Consider the following 16,070-nt stretch of genomic DNA (forward strand, 5'->3'; position numbering starts at 1 on the left):
GGTCGGAGCCGATCATATCGAGCGTGCGGAGCCAACAGTGGTCATGCGTAGCAGCAGCCCCCTCCCGAGGATGAGCCGGCGCGGGCGCGTCACCATCGCGGTCCTGGTCGGGGTGTTCGTGCTCTTCACCCTGCTCGGCTGGGGTGTCCAGGCGTGGACCGACTGGCTCTGGTTCGACGAGGTTCGCTACACCGAGGTCTTCACCGGCGTCCTGCTCACCCGGCTGGTGCTCTTCCTCGCCATCGGCCTCGGCATGGCGCTGATCGTCGGCGGCAACCTCTGGCTGGCCTACCGGTTGCGCCCGCGACTGCGTCCGCACTCGATGGAGCAGGCGACGCTGGAGCGCTACCGCATGGTGCTCAGCCCGCGTCTCGGCACCTGGATCTCGCTGACCGCCGCTGTGGTCGGGCTCTTCGCCGGTCTCTCCGCGCAGAACCGGTGGAACCAGTGGCTGCTGTTCCGCAACGGCGGTGACTTCGGCATCAAGGACCCGGAGTTCGGTGTCGACATCGGCTTCTACGTCTTCCAACTGCCGTTCTGGCGTTACCTGCTCGGGGTCGCCTTCACCGCTGTGGTGCTGGCCGTGATCGGCGCGCTGGCGGTGCACTACCTCTTCGGCGGGGTCCGCCTGCAGGGCGTCGGCGACCGGATGAGCAACGCGGCCCGCGCGCACCTGAGCACGCTGGTCGCGGTCTTCGTGCTGTTGAAGGCGATCGCGTACGTGTTGGACCGGCGGGCCATGCTGCTGGAGTACAACGAGGGCGCCAAGTTGTACGGCGCCGGCTACGCCGACGTCAACGCGTTGCTGCCGGCGAAGGAGATCCTCGCCTACATCTCGATCGTGGTCGCCATCGCGATCCTCGTGTTCTCCAACGCCTGGATGCGGAACCTGGTCTGGCCGGGGATCTCGCTGGCGCTGCTCGGCGTGTCCGCGGTGGCCATCGGCGGCATCTACCCCTGGGCGGTGCAGACCTTCGAGGTCAAGCCGAGCGCCAAGGACAAGGAAGCGCCGTACATCCAGCGCAGCATCGACGCGACGCGGGCGGCGTTCGGGTTGGGGGCCACCGAGACGACCCCGTACGCGGCGAACAACCTGACCCCACCGGGGAACCTGGCGACCGACACCTCGGTGGTGTCGAACGTGCGGCTGCTCGACCCGCAGCTGGTCAGCGAGACGTACACCCAGCTCCAGCAGGTGCGTGGCTTCTACGACTTCGGTCCGAAGCTGGACATCGACAGGTACGGGGTGAACGGCAAGGTCTCCGACTACGTGGTGGGCGTCCGGGAGATCAACTACGGCGAGCTGACCGACCAGCAGAACACCTGGATCAACAGGCACACCGTCTACACCCACGGGTACGGGCTGGTGGCCGCCCCGGCCAACCAGGTGGTCTGCGGCGGGCAGCCGTTCTTCGTCTCCGGCTTCCTCGGCGAGAAGACCCAGGAGGCGTGCTCCTCGCAGACCGAGCAGATCCCGGCCAAGCAGCCGCGCATCTACTACGGCGAGCGGATGGCGGCCGACGACTACGCCATCGTCGGGCAGTCCGACCCGAACAAGAAGGCCGAGTTCGACAGGCCGGTCGGTGAGGGCGGCGGCGAGTCCTACACCTACACCGGTGAGGGCGGCGTGGAGATCGGCTCCTTCACCCGGCGACTGCTGTACTCCATCAAGGAGCAGGAGTCGAACTTCCTGCTCTCCGAGGCGGTCAACAAGGACTCCAAGCTGCTCTACGTGCGCAACCCGCGCGACCGGGTGGAGAAGGTGGCGCCGTTCCTCACCCTGGACGGCGACCCGTACCCGGCGGTGGTCGACGGTCGGGTGCAGTGGATCGTGGACGGCTACACCACGGCGGCCTCCTACCCGTACGCGGAGAGGGTCAACCTGCAGACCGAGACCACCGACGAGTTGACCAACCGGGGCACCTTCCAGCTCGCCCGGGAAGACGTCAACTACATGCGCAACTCGGTGAAGGCCACCGTCGACGCGTACGACGGCACTGTGAAGCTCTACGAGTACGACGACACCGACCCGGTGCTCAAGGCGTGGAACAAGGCGTTCGGCGGTGACCTGGTGCTGCCGAAGGCGGAGATCCCGGTCGAGCTGACCGAGCACCTGCGCTACCCGGCGGACATGTTCAAGGTGCAGCGCAACCTGCTCACCAAGTTCCACGTGACCAACCCGGGTGACTTCTACTCCGCACAGGACTTCTGGCAGGTGCCCAACGTGCCGGACGCCCCGGACAGCGGCCAGAAGCAGCCTCCGTACTACCTGTTCACCCAGTTCCCCGGGCAGGAGAGCCCTCGGTTCCAGCTCACCTCGGCGGTCACCCCGAACGGCCGGCAGAACCTCGCCGCGCTGATCTCCGGGTCGTACGTCGAGGGGAAGCCCCGGCTGGAGGTGCTGGAGTTGCCGGACCAGACCCGGATCTCCGGCCCGGTGCAGGTGCACCAGCAGATGACCAACAACGCGAACATCCGTCAGCAGCTCAACCTGCTCTCCAGCAACCAGGCTCAGGTGCAGTACGGCAACCTGCTGTCGTTGCCCTTCGCCGACGGCATGCTCTACGTCGAGCCGGTCTACGTGAAGAGCAACCAGCAGGACGCGTACCCGCTGTTGCAGAAGGTGCTGCTCTCGTACGGTGACGGCGGCTCGTTCGTGGCGCTCGCCGACAACATCAACGACGGCATCAAGCAGTTGGTCGAGCAGGGTAAGAAGGCCGGGCAGGGCACGTCGCCGCCACCGACGACCGGGGGTAACCCGACGACGCCGACGCCGACGCCGACGCCTTCGGGTACGGCGACGCCAGCGCCGACGGCGACCCCGAGCCCGGGCACCCCACCGCCGACCGGTGACCTGGCTGCCGCCGCGGACCGGGTGCAGACCGCGATCACCGAGGTCCGGGCCGCGCAGGCGTCCGGCGACTTCGAGCGGTACGGGCGGGCGCTGAAGGCCCTCGACGAGGCGCTCACCGCGTTCCAGCAGGCGCAGCAGGCCGCTGGTGCGCCGGGTGCCAGTCCGAGTGCCGGAGGCTGATCCGCCACCGCACGCAGTTCCTTCCCGAGCCCCCGTCGTTCGGACCGCATCAGGTCCGAACGGCGGGGGCTCGACCGTTGTCCTGATCTGTGCGTATCTGTCACGTCACCGACAGCACCCTCCACCTCCGCAACCTGCGACGCCGGTCCGCCGTCCTCAATGCAACGGGGTGGGGACGAGGGGGAACAGTCGTGCGGGACGCGCAGAGCTTCGATGACTTCTACCGCAGCACCGCCCGGCGGACGCTGCGGTACGGCTATGCGGTCGCTGGCGACCACAGTGAGGCGCAGGACCTCGTGCAGGAGGCGTACACCCGGGCCTGGCGGCAGTGGGGGCGACTGTCGTCGCATCCGGCGCCGGAGGCGTGGCTGCGGCTCGTGGTGGCCCGGCTGGCCACCGACCGCTGGCGGCGCCTGCACCGTTGGCGGGTGGTGCTGAGCCGCACCGGACCGCCTGCTGTCGCACCCCCGCCCAGCGAGGACGGGGTGCTCCTGGTCGGAGCGCTCCGGCAGTTGCCCGCCACGCACCGCCAGGCGCTGGCCCTGCACTACCTCTTCGACATGTCCGTCGAGGAGATCGCCCGGGAGACCGACGTCCCGGTCGGCACCGTGAAGTCCTGGCTGTCCCGAGGCCGGTCCCGGCTGGCCGCGCTGCTGCCCGACCTCAGCACCGTGGAGTTGGAGGCGAACGATGTCAGTTGAACTCTCTGACCTGTACCGGTCGCTCAGCACCGTCGCGGACGGGCACGAGCTGACCCACCCCGAGTCACTTCGACGGTTCGCCGACCGGAGGGCCCGAGCCCGAGTAGCCGGTTCGACGCTCGCGGTGGCGCTGCTCGTGGGCGGGGTTGCCGTTGGTGGCCGCCTGGCGTACCCGGCGGACGGCTCCGCATCGCTGCCGCCGCCCGCCGACACCCCTGGCCCGCTGCCGACCGGGGCGACTGCGACCTCCCGGCCGTCACCCACGCCGACCCCGGCGTCGACACCCTCGTTCCCGCCACCGTCGCGGACCACCCCGAGCGGTACGCCGTCCCAGCCGGCCACCGGACCGGCGGCGCCTCGGCCGCCCACCTCGATCCCGGACCGCGCCTTCTTCGTGCTGGCGGCCCCGAACCGGACCGGACTGGAATCCTCGGGGGAGGGTCCGGCCCTGCCGACGCTGTGCGGGACGCGCCTGTCCAGCGACTCGGCAATGGTCCAACGCCGTGGTCGCTACCTGGCCTACAAGTTGCCGGGGACGCCGACGGGGCACGTTCCGGACGGCAGCTACCGGCACACCATCACCATCTACCGGGCCGGCCGGGCCGACGACGCGTTGCGGGAGCTGCGGCAGGCCGTGCGCGGTTGCCCCGACCAGAAGCTGTCCGACGACACCAGGACGTGGCGGCAGCGGCTGCTGGCCTCGGGGGCGTACGGGGACGGGTCGGTGCTGTTCGAGATGCGGGCCCCGATGCCGGACGGGATGGGCGAGCCGGGTGCGGAGGAGGTTCGGCTGGTCCGGGCGGTCCGGGTCGGCGACGTCGTGACGGTGCTCTGGGAGCAGGGTTGGGAGCACACGGCGGCCGTTCGGTCCCAGGTCGATGCTGACAGTCGGCGGGCGGTCGCGGCGATCGAGAACTGGCTCGACTGACAACGGCCCAGGTCAGGGGTGTCGGCGAGTGCGGTATCGGCGTCGCTTTGCGGTGTCCCGGGTCGGTGCGCTACGGTTATCGAGCCGACGCGGGGTGGAGCAGCTCGGTAGCTCGCTGGGCTCATAACCCAGAGGTCGCAGGTTCAAATCCTGTCCCCGCTACGAGAGAAAGCCCGTCCCGGGAAACCGGGGCGGGCTTTCGGCATTGTCCGGCACGTCGGGCATCGTCGAGTACGGGCCCCCGTAGCGGTTGGTGACCCCGGTGATCATTGCCCGGAACGGGTGAGTTAGTCTTAACCAGTCGACGCGGGGTGGAGCAGCTCGGTAGCTCGCTGGGCTCATAACCCAGAGGTCGCAGGTTCAAATCCTGTCCCCGCTACCACTGAAAGTGATGTGAGTCCGGCCCCCACAGTGTGGGGGCCGGACTTGTTTGGTGTCGCTGTCAGAACTGAGGGCCCGCGGGGCCGGCACCTCCTCGGCACCGGCCCCGGCGGGTCCTACCGCAGGCCGAAGGCCCGGGTGACGGTCTGGGTGACGCCGCCGCCGTTGCGCTGCTTGGCGGTGACCCGGATCGACACGAAGTCGGTCCGGTGCGGCGCGTTCAGCGACGCCTGCCAGGTGCCCTTCTTCTCCCGCAGGGCCTGCCGCTGCCAGGTCGCCCCGTCGTCGTAGGAGATCTCCAGCTGGAGTGACGACACGGCGTCCCGAGCCGCGGTGCTGCCCACCACCACGGGCGTGATCGAGAAGTCGGTTCGGCGCTTCGTCCGACCCGCGACGTCCACGTCCGTTCCGTAGTCCAGTTGGACCAGCGGGATGGCCTGCACCTCGGTGCTGCCGCCGGAGACGAAGCTCCACTCGGTGTGCGTGGCGGTCGAGTACGGGCTGAACTCGGGCTTGCCAGTGGTCTCGACGACCAGTCGGTACGGCAGCTTCTCCGGCGACAGGTCACCAGCGCCGACCTCCGGCCAGCCGTCGAACCGGGTCAGCTGCTTGTCGCCCTGATAGAACGTGGCGATCTGCGACATGCTGGCCCCGCCGCTGTGCGCCGCGCCCGCGTCGCCGAACCCCTGGATGTAGGCGCTCATGGCGGTCTCACCACGGAACGGGATCTCGGTGCTGAGCAGCCGAGGCCGGGTGATGGGCCCGAACCAGCGGTCCTTCTGGACGCTGCCCGGCCGGTACGCGATGGCCTCCGTGTTGGACCGCGCCCAGTCGGCGACGTCGGCGTACTGCATCCACTTGATGCCGCCACCCGCGGAGACCCAGTCGGTACGCGGTCCCGGCGCGACCGGCTCGAACGGGAACGGCCGTGCCGCCGCGTACTCGTACGGCGGGAAGTCCATCCGCGTCTCGCTGGACTGCTTTCCGGGGGGCGGGGAGAAGGTGAGGTCGATCCGGGCGAGGCTGCGCGGGTCGGTGGTGGCGGACGGGTCCTTCGGCACCCCGCCATCGTGGTAGTCCACCAGGTCGTACAGGTACGTCGCCCTGGGGTGGGCGACCACCACCAGTCGTGCCGGCCCGCGGCCCGCGGCGGTGATCTTCTGGATCAACGCCTCGCCCTCGTCGGTGGTCACCGAGGTCACCGGGATCGGTCCGGGCGTCACGGCGTCGGGGTTGCCGTACCAGTCGCTCTTGCGACCCGCGCGGTCGTTGACCACGACGAGCATCGCCGCACCGGCGGTGTGTGCCGCCGCTGCCTGGTCAGTGGGGGTCACCGAGTCGCTGCCGCGGACGACCACCGCCTTGCCACGGGCGGAGACGCCGGCGTAGTCGGCGGTGCCGCCGACGCCCGCGAAGACGGCGTCCAGGCGCGAGGTGCCGTCGGGCAGCGGCGGGGAACCGGGCTGCGCGAGCGGGTCGCTGAGGTGCCGGCCGTGGTAGCTGATCGCCAGTGGCGTCTGCGCGGCGCGGATCCGGGTGGTGAAGACGAAGCTGCCCTTGCGCACCTTGTCCCCGGTCGGAAGGGCCCACAGGCTGTCGTAGGCGGCGCCCGGCCAGAACGTCTCGCGCAGGGCGCTCCAGTCGGTGGGCGTCGGCTCGCTCGAGGTGAAGGAGCGGTAGACGTCGACTCTGCTGTTGACGACGGCGGTCGGCTGGGGCGTCGCCACCTTCACCTGGCGGGCCCGTGCGGCGTCGAGGTCCACGACCCGGTTGGTCGTCAGGTCGACCTCGGGAGCGGTCAGCATCGCGAGCCCGAGGGAGCGGGGCCCGTGCAGACCCTCCACGTCCGCCGCCGTGACGACTGTGTAGGAGCCGGGCGCCAGGCGGGCGGTGAGCTTTCCGTCCGGCACCCACAGGAAGGCGGAGCCGGTCTCGGCGTTGACGACCTCGACCTCGCCGCTCATGGGCCGGCCGGCGCGGTCCTTCAGGTGGATGGTGAGGTCGTGCTTCTTGGACTCGACGGCGACCCCGACGGCCGTGTGCACCTCGCCGGCGGCGAAGCGGGCCGTGACCTGGGCGGAGTACCTGCCGGCGGGAAGGCCGGCCGGGGCCACCACGACGTCGACAGTCGCGCTGGCCCGAGCGGGCACCGTGACGCTGTCGGCGGTTGCCGTGAACGTCTGTGCGGGGGCGGTGCCGTGGTCGACGGAGAGCTCCAACGCGATCGGGCTGTCAGTGGTGTTGGTGTAGGTGATCGTCCGCTTGACGGGCTGGGGCGTGGTGCCCCAGCCGACGAGTCCGGCGTCCACCGACCCGGATGCGATGACCTGGTCCTGGTGGTAGGCGGCGGCGACGTTCAGCCGACCGCTGCCGGCCTGGTAGGCGTCGTAGTCGGGCGTGCGGACGCTGGTGCTCATCAGGGCGTCCTTGATCTGCCGGGCGCTCCAGGTCGGGTGCTTCTGCACCAGCAGGGCGGCCGCCCCGGCGACGTGCGGCGCCGCCATCGAGGTGCCACTGTCGGCGTAGTAGTAGCCCTCGCCCCAGGAGATGTGCTGCGAGCGCGCCGCCAGCACGTCCACCCCGGGAGCGGTCATGTCGGGCTTGAGGGCCTCGTCGTTCATCCGGGGTCCGACGCTGGAGAAGCTCGCCAGGTGGTCGGAGGTGTCCACCGCGCCGATGGTCAGCGCGGCGTCAGCGGTGCCCGGCGCACCGAGGGTGTACGGGTCTGGTCCGCTGTTGCCGGCGGCCACGACGAAGAGCGCACCCGTCTCGGCGGTCAGCTGGTTGACGGCCTGGCTCAGCGGGTCGTCCTGGGTGTGCCAGGCGCTCACGCCGAGGCTCATGTTGATCACTTTGGCGTGCTCGGCCCGTGCCGCCCACTCCATGCCCGCGATGATCCCGGAGATGGACCCGCTGCCGTACTCGTCGAGGACCTTGCCGATCACCAGGTCGGCGTCGGGGGCCACGCCCCGTTCCTTGCCGCCGGAGGCGGCGCCCGTCCCGGCGACGGTGGAGGCGGTGTGGGTGCCGTGCCCGTTCCGGTCGATCACGTCCTGGCCGGGGATGAAGCTCCGGGAGGCCACCACCTGGTCGGCGAGATCCGGGTGGGTGGTGTCCACCCCGCTGTCCAGGACGGCGACCCGGACACCGCTGCCGGTGCCACCAGCGGCCCACGCCGCGGGCGCACCGATCTGGGCGGTGGTGTCGGCCAGGGTGGCCTTCGCCTTGCCGTCGAGCCACACCTTGTCGACGCCGGCCGCGAAGGAGGGTGCCGGGGTGACAGCGCTGCGGCCGGTCGGCGACTGTCCACTGGTGAGCGCCGACCAGAAGTCCGCAGCCTGCGATCGGCGGGCGCGGATCGCCTCACCACTGACGGAGGGAAGCTCCAGCGTGGTCCGCGCGCCCGGCAGCGTGGTGCCGGTCCTGAGCTTCGCCGCACCCGTCGTGCGGGTGACGATCAGGGGGAGTTCGGCGGTCCGCGCGTCGTCGTAGCCCTGGGCGATGAGCTGGGTGACATCGAACAATTGCTTGTCGAGTCGACCGGTGGCGAGGTACGGCATCGCCTCGTCCGGGTACACGTAGGTGTCCCGGCCCTCAGTGGAGACGCGTACGGAGCCGGTGGCGCCCGGGGCGCGCTTGACGTCCACCGAATCGGTTGCGCCGTGGACGCCCGGGGTCACCGTCACCCGGTCGCCGGTGATCAGCGTGACAGTGACGGGTGTGCGGTCCGCGTTGCCGTTCGGAGCGGGTCTCGTCGGCGGCGGCTGGGGTGGCGGGGCGCCGTGCGCCGCCGTGGGGGTGAGGAGAGCGGCGACGAGGGTGACGCCGACCGCTGCCGCCGCAGATCTTCGGGTGCGAGAGATCCGCGCACTGTCTACAGAGTTGAGCATGAGGCGAATCCGATCACCTCGAGAGATTCATGTAAAGATCATCATCTTTGCCGGGATGTTGCGAGCGCGTTGCGCACCGCCCGGAGAGCTTTCGGACCATCCGGTCCCGTGATTCGGCGTGGACCGACGTGCCGAGGTTGCGCGCTTCGGCGAGGATGGGCACATGTCTTCATTTGGAAAGTGGTGGGGCCGCCTGAGCGCGGTCTTCGGTGCGGTCGTACTGGCGGTCTTCGTGCCCGTCGCGGCTTGGGCGTCCACGGGCACCGGCGAACTCGTGGTGGAGGCCGCCCGGCGGCGAGGCCGCAGCGGCTTCGGGGTGCTCCCGCTGCTCTGCTGCCTGGTGGTGGTCGCGATCGTCGTGTTCCTGGTGTTGCGGCTGATGCGCAACCGCCGGGGTGGCCCGCCGCGCTGACCGGACCCGAGGCGTCGGCGGGTCACCAGCGGCCGGCTCCGGGGCCGGCCGCCGGTGCTCACACAGCCAGGGCCGCGATCGCCTGGGACAGGAAGCGCGCGGTGGCCTCGCGGGTGCCGTCGCGCTTGACGCGGATGCGCTCGGCGGCGGTGACCAGCAGGGTGCGCACCTTGGCGTGCCCCCTGGGCGGCGGCGCCGGCGCCGGCCCGAGCAGGTCGGCGATGCTGGCGCCGAACTCGGCGGCACGTCGCTGGGCCGGGTCGGTGATGCTGCCCTCGGCGTAGCGGCGCACCGCCGCACTGGCGTTCAGCCCGCGCTCGTGGCCCAGAACCGCGCCAACCTCACCATTGGTGGTCAGAAAGTTGATCACGTCGGCGACCGTGTCCGGGTGGCGGGTGCCCCGGAACGCCGCCCAGTACATCGACGCTCGTGCCCACTGAGCCCCCGTCGGGCCGGGAACGCCGACGATGCCCAACTCGGAATCGGTGAGCCGTTGCAGCTCCGGTAGCTGGTGCGACCAGGCGAAGGACGCCGCCGTCACCCCGCTCACCACGAGTTGCCGGGCCGGCTCGCCGCTGTCGGCCTGCTCGACCAGGGCGGCGCTCGGCGTGGCTCGGCCCCGGCGGGCCCGCTGCCACAACTCGAACCACGCGATCAGCTCGTCCGCGCCGAAGCCGAGTTGGTTGCCCCGGTAGAACTCGCCGCCCTGCGACCGCAGCCAGAGCCAGAGCGCCCGGTAGTCGCCCGACCCGTCCATCGTGCCGGCCACCCGGCGGTTGCTGGCCTCGGTGACCTGCGTGGCCCAGGAGATGTAGTCGGCCCAGGTCATCCCGCCGCGGGGCTCTGGCATCTCCAGTTCCCGCAGCAGGTCCCGGTTGAACACCACAACGGCGTGGGTCTGCCCGGCGGCCACCGCCATCGTCCGCCCCTCCACGGTGCCGTAGCGGATCAGACCCTCCGGCAGGCCCCGAAGATCCAGGTGGTGGTCGGTGAGGTCGAGGATGACCTGACGTTGGGTGTACTCGGTCAGCATGGCGTCGTCGATCTGGATCAGGTCCGGTACGTTCCCGCCGCCCGCCTGGGTGGCCAGCCGGTCGTAGTAGCCGTCGGCGCCCTGCCAGGTGACCCGGAAGGTGACCCGGGGGTTGCGATCCGAGTAGAGCCGCAGCGCCTTCTCGGTGAGCTCGGCCCGCTTGGTGCCACCCCACCAGAAGACCGACAGTTCGACGGGCCCGTCCTGGGTCGAGGTGGCGGCGCCGTCGCTGCACCCCGCCAGCCCGCCGGACGCGAGCAGAGGTGCGCCGAGCAGCGCGCCGAGCAGTCGGCGTCGGCCCGGGTCGGCGCCGAGGCGGTCCAGCGGGGGTCGAACAACGGGCACGGGGCTCTCCTGGACCTACGGGGGTGGCGGTCGGACCATTCACGCAGGCAGCACACGAAGGTGTCAACGTCCGTCCGGTCACCCTCGGCTGGGTGGTCGAATCAGGGGCTTCCCATATCGCGTGGTGTACTAGGGCGCGTGGAACTTCTGCACTCGGGCAAGGTCCGGGACGTCTACGCCGACGGCGACGACCTGATCCTGGTGGCCTCGGATCGCATCTCGATCTACGACGTGGCGCTGCCGACGCCGATCCCGGACAAGGGCCGTCTGCTCACCGCGCTCTCGCTCTGGTGGTTCGAGCAGCTCGCCGACCTCGTGCCGAACCACGTCATCTCGGCCACCGACGTGCCCGCCGAGTTCGCCGGGCGGGCCATCCGCTGCCAGCGGCTGGACATGGTCCCGGTCGAGTGTGTCGCCCGCGGTTACCTGACCGGCGGCGGCCTGCGGGAGTACGAGCAGACCGGCGCGGTCTCCGGTGTACCACTGCCGCGAGGGCTCGGCGAGGCGTCGATCCTGCCCGAGCCGATCTTCACGCCGTCGAGCAAGGCCCCGGCGGGCGAGCACGACGAGCCGATCACGTACGACGACGTGGTGGACAAGGTGGGTCAGGCCACCGCCGAGCGGCTCCGGCAGATCACCATCGACATCTACCGGCGCGGCGCCGAACTGGCCGCCGACCGGGGCATCCTGGTCGCCGACACCAAGATCGAGCTGGGTTGGGCGCCGGACGGCACCCTGGTCCTCGCCGACGAGTTGCTCACCTCCGACTCGTCGCGGTTCTGGCCGGCCGAGTCGTACCAGCCGGGCCGGGTGCAGTTCTCCTACGACAAGCAGTACGTGCGGGACTGGGCCACCGGCAGCGGCTGGAACAAGCAGGCCCCCGCCCCGGACATGCCGGCCGAGGTGGTCGAGGCGACCCGGGCTCGCTACATCGACGTCTACGAGAAGCTCACCGGCAACCGCTGGGAGTGACCGCCGCGGCGGCGCTCACTCCACCCAGTCGAGGGTGCGCCGCACTGCCTTGCGCCACTGGCGCAGCTCCGTCTCGCGCAGGTCCGGGGCCATGGCCGGCTCCCACTGCGCGTCGGAGCGCCACTGCGCCCGCAGGGTGGCCAGGTCCGGCCAGAAGCCGACCGCCAGACCGGCCGCGTACGCGGCGCCCAGGCAGGTGGTCTCGGTGATCCGGGAACGGACCACCGGCACGTCGAGCACATCGGCGAGGAACTGCATGAGCAGGCCGTTCGCTGTCATCCCGCCGTCCACCCGGAGACGGCGCAACGCCACATCCGAGTCGGCGTTCATCGCGTCGACCACCTCGCGGGTCTGCCACGCCGACGCCTCCAGCACCGCCCGCGCCAGGTGCCCCTTCGTGATGTAACCGGTCAGGCCGGCGATCACCCCGCGGGCGTCGCTGCGCCAGTGCGGGGCGAACAGCCCCGAGAACGCCGGCACCACGTAGCAGCCGCCGTTGTCGTCCACGGTGCGGGCCAACTCCTCCACCTCGGCGGCCGTGGAGATCAACCCGAGGTTGTCGCGCAGCCACTGCACCAGCGATCCGGTGACCGCGATGGCGCCTTCGAGGGCGTACGCCGGTGGTTGGTCCTTGATCCGGTAGGCGACCGTGGTGAGCAGGCCGTGTGTCGACGGGACCGGGCTGGCGCCGGTGTTGAGCAGCAGGAAACTGCCGGTGCCGTAGGTGCACTTCGCCTCACCCGGCTGAAAGCAGGTCTGCCCGAACAGGGCGGCCTGCTGGTCGCCGAGCGCACTGGCCACCGGCACCCCGTCGAGCACCCCGCCGGCAGTGCCGTACACCTCGGCGGAGCAGCGGATCTCCGGCAGCATCGCCGCCGGAACACCCATCGCGTCCAGCAGCTCCGGGGCCCAGTCCAGGGTCGTGAGGTCCATCAGCATCGTCCGGCTGGCGTTCGTCACATCGGTGACGTGCTCGCCGGTCAGCTTCCAGATCAGCCAGCTGTCCATGGTGCCGAAGAGCACCTCGCCGCGCTCGGCGCGCTCGCGCAGGCCGTCGACCTCGTCGAGCAGCCAGCGCAGCTTCGGCCCGGCGAAGTAGGTGGCCAGCGGCAGGCCCGTGCGGGCCCGGAACCGCTCCTCGCCGTACGCCGACGCAAGCTCGCGCAGTAGCGGCCCGGTCCGGGTGTCCTGCCAGACGATGGCGTTGGCCACCGGGCGGCCGGTGGCGCGGTCCCAGACGACCGTGGTCTCCCGCTGGTTGGTGATGCCGACGGCGGCCAGCCCGGCCGCGTCGGTGCCGGCGGCCCGTAGCGCCTCGGCGACCACCTGCTCGACGTTGTCCCAGATCTCCTCGGCGTCGTGCTCCACCCACCCCGGTCGGGGGAAGATCTGCCGGTGCTCGCGCTGAGCCACGGCGACGATGTCCCCGGCCCGGTCGAAGACGATGCACCGCGAGGAGGTGGTGCCCTGGTCGATGGCGGCGACGTACTGGGGGGTCACCGCAGCACCGTACCCGGACGGCGGCGCGGCGCGACAGGCGTCACGGCGGGTTCCGGCCCGCCGCCGTCGGTGGCCGTCGGCTTCCCCTACGATGTGCGAACGTGCGCGACATCGCAGTTTTCAGTGGAACCGCCCATCCCGACCTGGCTGCCGAGATCTGCGCCCACCTGGGGGTGCCGCTGCACCCGGTGCGGGTCTCCCGGTTTGCGAACGACTGTCTGGAAGTCCAGTTGCAGGCCAACTGCCGGGAGCGGGACGTCTTCCTGATCCAGCCGTTGGTGCCGCCGGTGCAGGAGCACCTGGTCGAGCTGCTGCTGATGATCGACGCCGCCCGGGGCGCCTCCGCCGGTCGGATCACCGTGGTGCTCCCGCACTACGCGTACGCCAGATCGGACAAGAAGGACGCGCCACGGATCTCGATCGGCGCGCGACTCGTCGCCGACCTGCTCACCTCGGCCGGGGCGGACCGGGTGCTCGCGATGACCCTGCACTCGCCGCAGGTGCACGGCTTCTTCAGCGTCCCGGTGGATCACCTGCACGCGCTGCGGGAGCTGGCCACCCACTTCCGGCGCTACGACCTCAGCAACACCGTGGTGGTGTCGCCCGACCTGGGCAACGCCAAGGAGGCCGCGGCCTTCGCCCGGCTGCTCGGCACGCCGGTCGCGGCCGGGGCGAAGCAGCGGTTCAGCGACGACCTGGTCAAGATCAGCGCGGTGATCGGCGACGTGACCGACCGGGACGTCATCGTGCTGGACGACGAGATCGCCAAGGGCAGCACAGTGGTCGAGTTGATGGAGCATCTGCGCGGCCTGAAGGTCCGGTCGATCCGGCTCGCCTGCACGCACGGCCTCTTCTCGGGCGACGCGTTGCAGCGGCTCAGCGACCAGGACGGCGTCCTGGAGATCGTCTGCACCAACACGGTGCCCATCCCGGCCGACAAGCGGGTCCCCAAGTTGCAGGTCCTGTCGGTGGCCCCCGCCCTGGCCGAGGCGACGCGGCGAATCCACAACGGGGAATCCGTCTCAGCCCTCTTCGCCTGATCCACCCCCGCGCCCTTACCGCGCGATCTTGCACTTTGTGTCGTCGGAATGAGTAGTTTCGGGCGATTCGTCGGGACAGTAAGTGCAAGATCGCGCGCTGAGGGGGAGGGGTGCGCGGGGTTAGCGCGGGGTGGGGTTCTGGGTGGTGACGCCGGTGGTGATGCGGACGGTGGTGCCGGCGGTGCCGGTGACGACCTCCATCGCGTCGGTCAGCTCGCGGGCCAGCCAGAGACCCCAGCCGCCGGCGGTGTCCGGGGCGGGTCGGCTGCGGTCGCCCAGACGTTGCGGGCTGATCCCGTGCCCGTGATCGGCGACCTCGCAGACCAGCACACCCGACTCGTGCCAGAGCCGCAGCCAGCCGCGCCCGCCGCCGTGCCGCACCGCGTTGGTGATCAATTCGTTGATCGCGAGCACGAAATCGTCCAGCCGTTGGCCGCTGAGACCCGAGGCGTGCGCGCAGGAGGTGACCGAGTGTCGAATCTCGGTCACCTGGGCCTGGTCAAAGGCTTCGGCGATCAGGAGGGCAGGTTCGATGGGCACAACCGTACGCGGTGCGTGCGGATCTGCGTTCGTCATGGGCCCGTCCCGGCGGCGCATCTCGGAGTATTTCGCGGCTTTTCCACCGTACGTCAGGGTTTCCCGAACCGCACTCGCTGCTCGCCGTGCGCCGGCCCGGTTGTGGCATCCTGACCGCCATGCCGTCGCCGCCGGGTGGGTTCGAGGTGCCGCTGTGGCGTGCGCTGACCGTGTTCAGGCTGGCCTCCCTGGCGTACGTCTGCGCGCTCGCGGTGCGCGACGCCGACCGGTACGCCCACCCGTACGCCGTCGGCGCCCTGATCCTGCTGATGATCGCCTGGACCGGCGCGACAGCGATCGGGTACGCCCGACCGGCCTGGCGGCGTTGGCCGCTGCTGTTGGCCGACCTCGGAGTGGTGATGGCCATCGTGCTGGCCACCCCGTGGGTGGTCGGCCGGACGGCGCTCACCCACGGCGTACCCACCCTGGGGGTGGCCTGGATGGCCGGCCCGGTGCTGGCCTGGGCCGTCTCCGGCGGCCGGCGGCGGGGCACTGTCGCCGCGCTGCTGGTGGCCGGCGCGGACCTGGCCACCCGGGAGCGGATCGGCCAGTCCTCGTTCACCGGGGTCATCCTGATGCTGCTCGCCGGAGTGGTGGTCGGGCACGTGGCCCGGCTCGCGGCGAGCGCCGAGGAGCGGTTGCAGCGCGCTGTGGAGTTGGAGGCCGCCACCCGGGAGCGGGAGCGGCTGGCCCGGGACATTCACGACTCGGTGCTCCAGGTGCTGGCGCTGGTCCAGCGGCGCGGCGCCGACCTGCCCGGGGAGGCCGGCGAGCTGGCCCGGCTGGCTGGCGAGCAGGAGGTTGCCCTGCGGGCGCTGATCGCCGGCGCCGGCCCGACCGCCGCGAGCCTCCCGGACGGCGGCGAGGCGGTGGACCTGCGGACCCTGCTCGGCCGGTACGCCTCGGCGGCGGTGGCGCTCTCCGCCCCGGCCACCCCGGTGCCGCTGCCCCGGCGGGTGGCCGGAGAGTTGGCCGCCGCGACCGGCGCGGCGCTGGACAACGTGGGGCGGCACGCCGGCGGACGGGCCTGGGTGCTGATCGAGGACGAGGGGGCGACGGTGACCGTGTCGATCCGCGACGAGGGGCCGGGCATCCCGGACGGTCGACTGGACGAGGCGGCCGCCCAGGGCCGGCTCGGCGTGACCCAGTCGATCCGGGGTCGGGTGGCCGACGTGGGCGGCACGGTTCGGATCGTGTCCGCCCCCGAGGCAGGCACCGAGATCGAGCTGAGCGTGCCGAGGTGACAGCGGCGAACCCG

The 16,070-nt window shown here is 71.1% G+C and carries 11 protein-coding genes and 2 tRNA genes; 9 read left to right on the top strand and 4 right to left on the bottom strand.

Annotation, left to right across the window (positions count from 1 at the left end):
- Window positions 1-43: 43 nt before the first annotated feature.
- The 5 genes from OG992_RS25730 (at window position 44) to OG992_RS25750 (ending at window position 5,045) form a co-directional block, all read left to right on the top strand.
- A complete protein-coding gene (locus OG992_RS25730; protein ID WP_266304490.1) occupies window positions 44-3,034 on the top strand; it encodes a UPF0182 family protein in 2,991 nt (996 codons plus the stop codon).
- A gap of 191 nt (window positions 3,035-3,225) precedes the next feature.
- Entirely contained in the window at window positions 3,226-3,735 is a 510-nt protein-coding gene (locus OG992_RS25735) for a SigE family RNA polymerase sigma factor (RefSeq protein ID WP_238687451.1), read from the top strand.
- The gene (locus OG992_RS25740; protein ID WP_266304491.1) at window positions 3,725-4,663 is read left to right on the top strand and encodes a hypothetical protein; all 939 of its coding nucleotides are present in this window, start codon (window positions 3,725-3,727) and stop codon (window positions 4,661-4,663) included. The genes OG992_RS25735 and OG992_RS25740 overlap by 11 nt, the downstream gene beginning before the upstream one ends.
- An 88-nt stretch (window positions 4,664-4,751) precedes the next feature.
- Window positions 4,752-4,825, top strand: a tRNA-Met gene (locus tag OG992_RS25745).
- Between the two features lie 143 nt (window positions 4,826-4,968).
- Window positions 4,969-5,045: transfer RNA gene (locus tag OG992_RS25750), tRNA-Met, on the top strand.
- Window positions 5,046-5,160: 115 nt separating this feature from the next.
- Here the strand turns inward: OG992_RS25750 and OG992_RS25755 are convergent.
- A complete protein-coding gene (locus OG992_RS25755; RefSeq protein ID WP_266304492.1) occupies window positions 5,161-8,934 on the bottom strand; it encodes a S8 family serine peptidase in 3,774 nt (1,257 codons plus the stop codon).
- A 163-nt stretch (window positions 8,935-9,097) separates the two neighbouring features.
- On the opposite strand from OG992_RS25755, the gene OG992_RS25760 reads away from it, so the two are divergent.
- Entirely contained in the window at window positions 9,098-9,346 is a 249-nt protein-coding gene (locus OG992_RS25760) for a hypothetical protein (RefSeq protein ID WP_030336617.1), read from the top strand.
- A gap of 58 nt (window positions 9,347-9,404) precedes the next feature.
- Here OG992_RS25760 and OG992_RS25765 read toward each other — a convergent pair whose 3' ends face one another.
- Window positions 9,405-10,724: an ABC transporter substrate-binding protein gene (locus OG992_RS25765; RefSeq protein WP_266304493.1), complete on the bottom strand. Its 1,320-nt coding sequence runs from the start codon at window positions 10,722-10,724 to the stop codon at window positions 9,405-9,407.
- 138 nt (window positions 10,725-10,862) lie between these two features.
- Here OG992_RS25765 and OG992_RS25770 point away from each other — a divergent pair, with 138 nt between their 5' ends.
- Window positions 10,863-11,696, top strand: a complete 834-nt coding sequence (locus OG992_RS25770) for a phosphoribosylaminoimidazolesuccinocarboxamide synthase (RefSeq protein WP_238687447.1) — start codon at window positions 10,863-10,865, stop codon at window positions 11,694-11,696.
- 15 nt (window positions 11,697-11,711) lie between these two features.
- Here the strand turns inward: OG992_RS25770 and glpK are convergent, their stop codons facing one another.
- Window positions 11,712-13,196, bottom strand: coding sequence for a glycerol kinase GlpK (gene glpK / locus OG992_RS25775; protein ID WP_266304494.1), 1,485 nt, complete (start codon window positions 13,194-13,196; stop codon window positions 11,712-11,714).
- A gap of 101 nt (window positions 13,197-13,297) precedes the next feature.
- Between glpK and OG992_RS25780 the strand changes: the two genes are divergently transcribed.
- Window positions 13,298-14,236, top strand: coding sequence for a ribose-phosphate pyrophosphokinase (locus OG992_RS25780; protein WP_238687445.1), 939 nt, complete (start codon window positions 13,298-13,300; stop codon window positions 14,234-14,236).
- 120 nt (window positions 14,237-14,356) lie between these two features.
- On the opposite strand, the gene OG992_RS25785 is transcribed toward OG992_RS25780, so the two are convergent.
- Window positions 14,357-14,812: an ATP-binding protein gene (locus tag OG992_RS25785; RefSeq protein WP_238687444.1), complete on the bottom strand. Its 456-nt coding sequence runs from the start codon at window positions 14,810-14,812 to the stop codon at window positions 14,357-14,359.
- A gap of 119 nt (window positions 14,813-14,931) precedes the next feature.
- Here OG992_RS25785 and OG992_RS25790 point away from each other — a divergent pair, with 119 nt between their 5' ends.
- A complete protein-coding gene (locus OG992_RS25790; protein WP_238687443.1) occupies window positions 14,932-16,056 on the top strand; it encodes a MacS family sensor histidine kinase in 1,125 nt (374 codons plus the stop codon).
- The last annotated feature ends 14 nt before the right edge of the window (window positions 16,057-16,070 follow it).

The organism is Micromonospora sp. NBC_00362 (genome assembly GCF_026342155.1).
Classification (GTDB): domain Bacteria; phylum Actinomycetota; class Actinomycetes; order Mycobacteriales; family Micromonosporaceae; genus Micromonospora; species Micromonospora hortensis.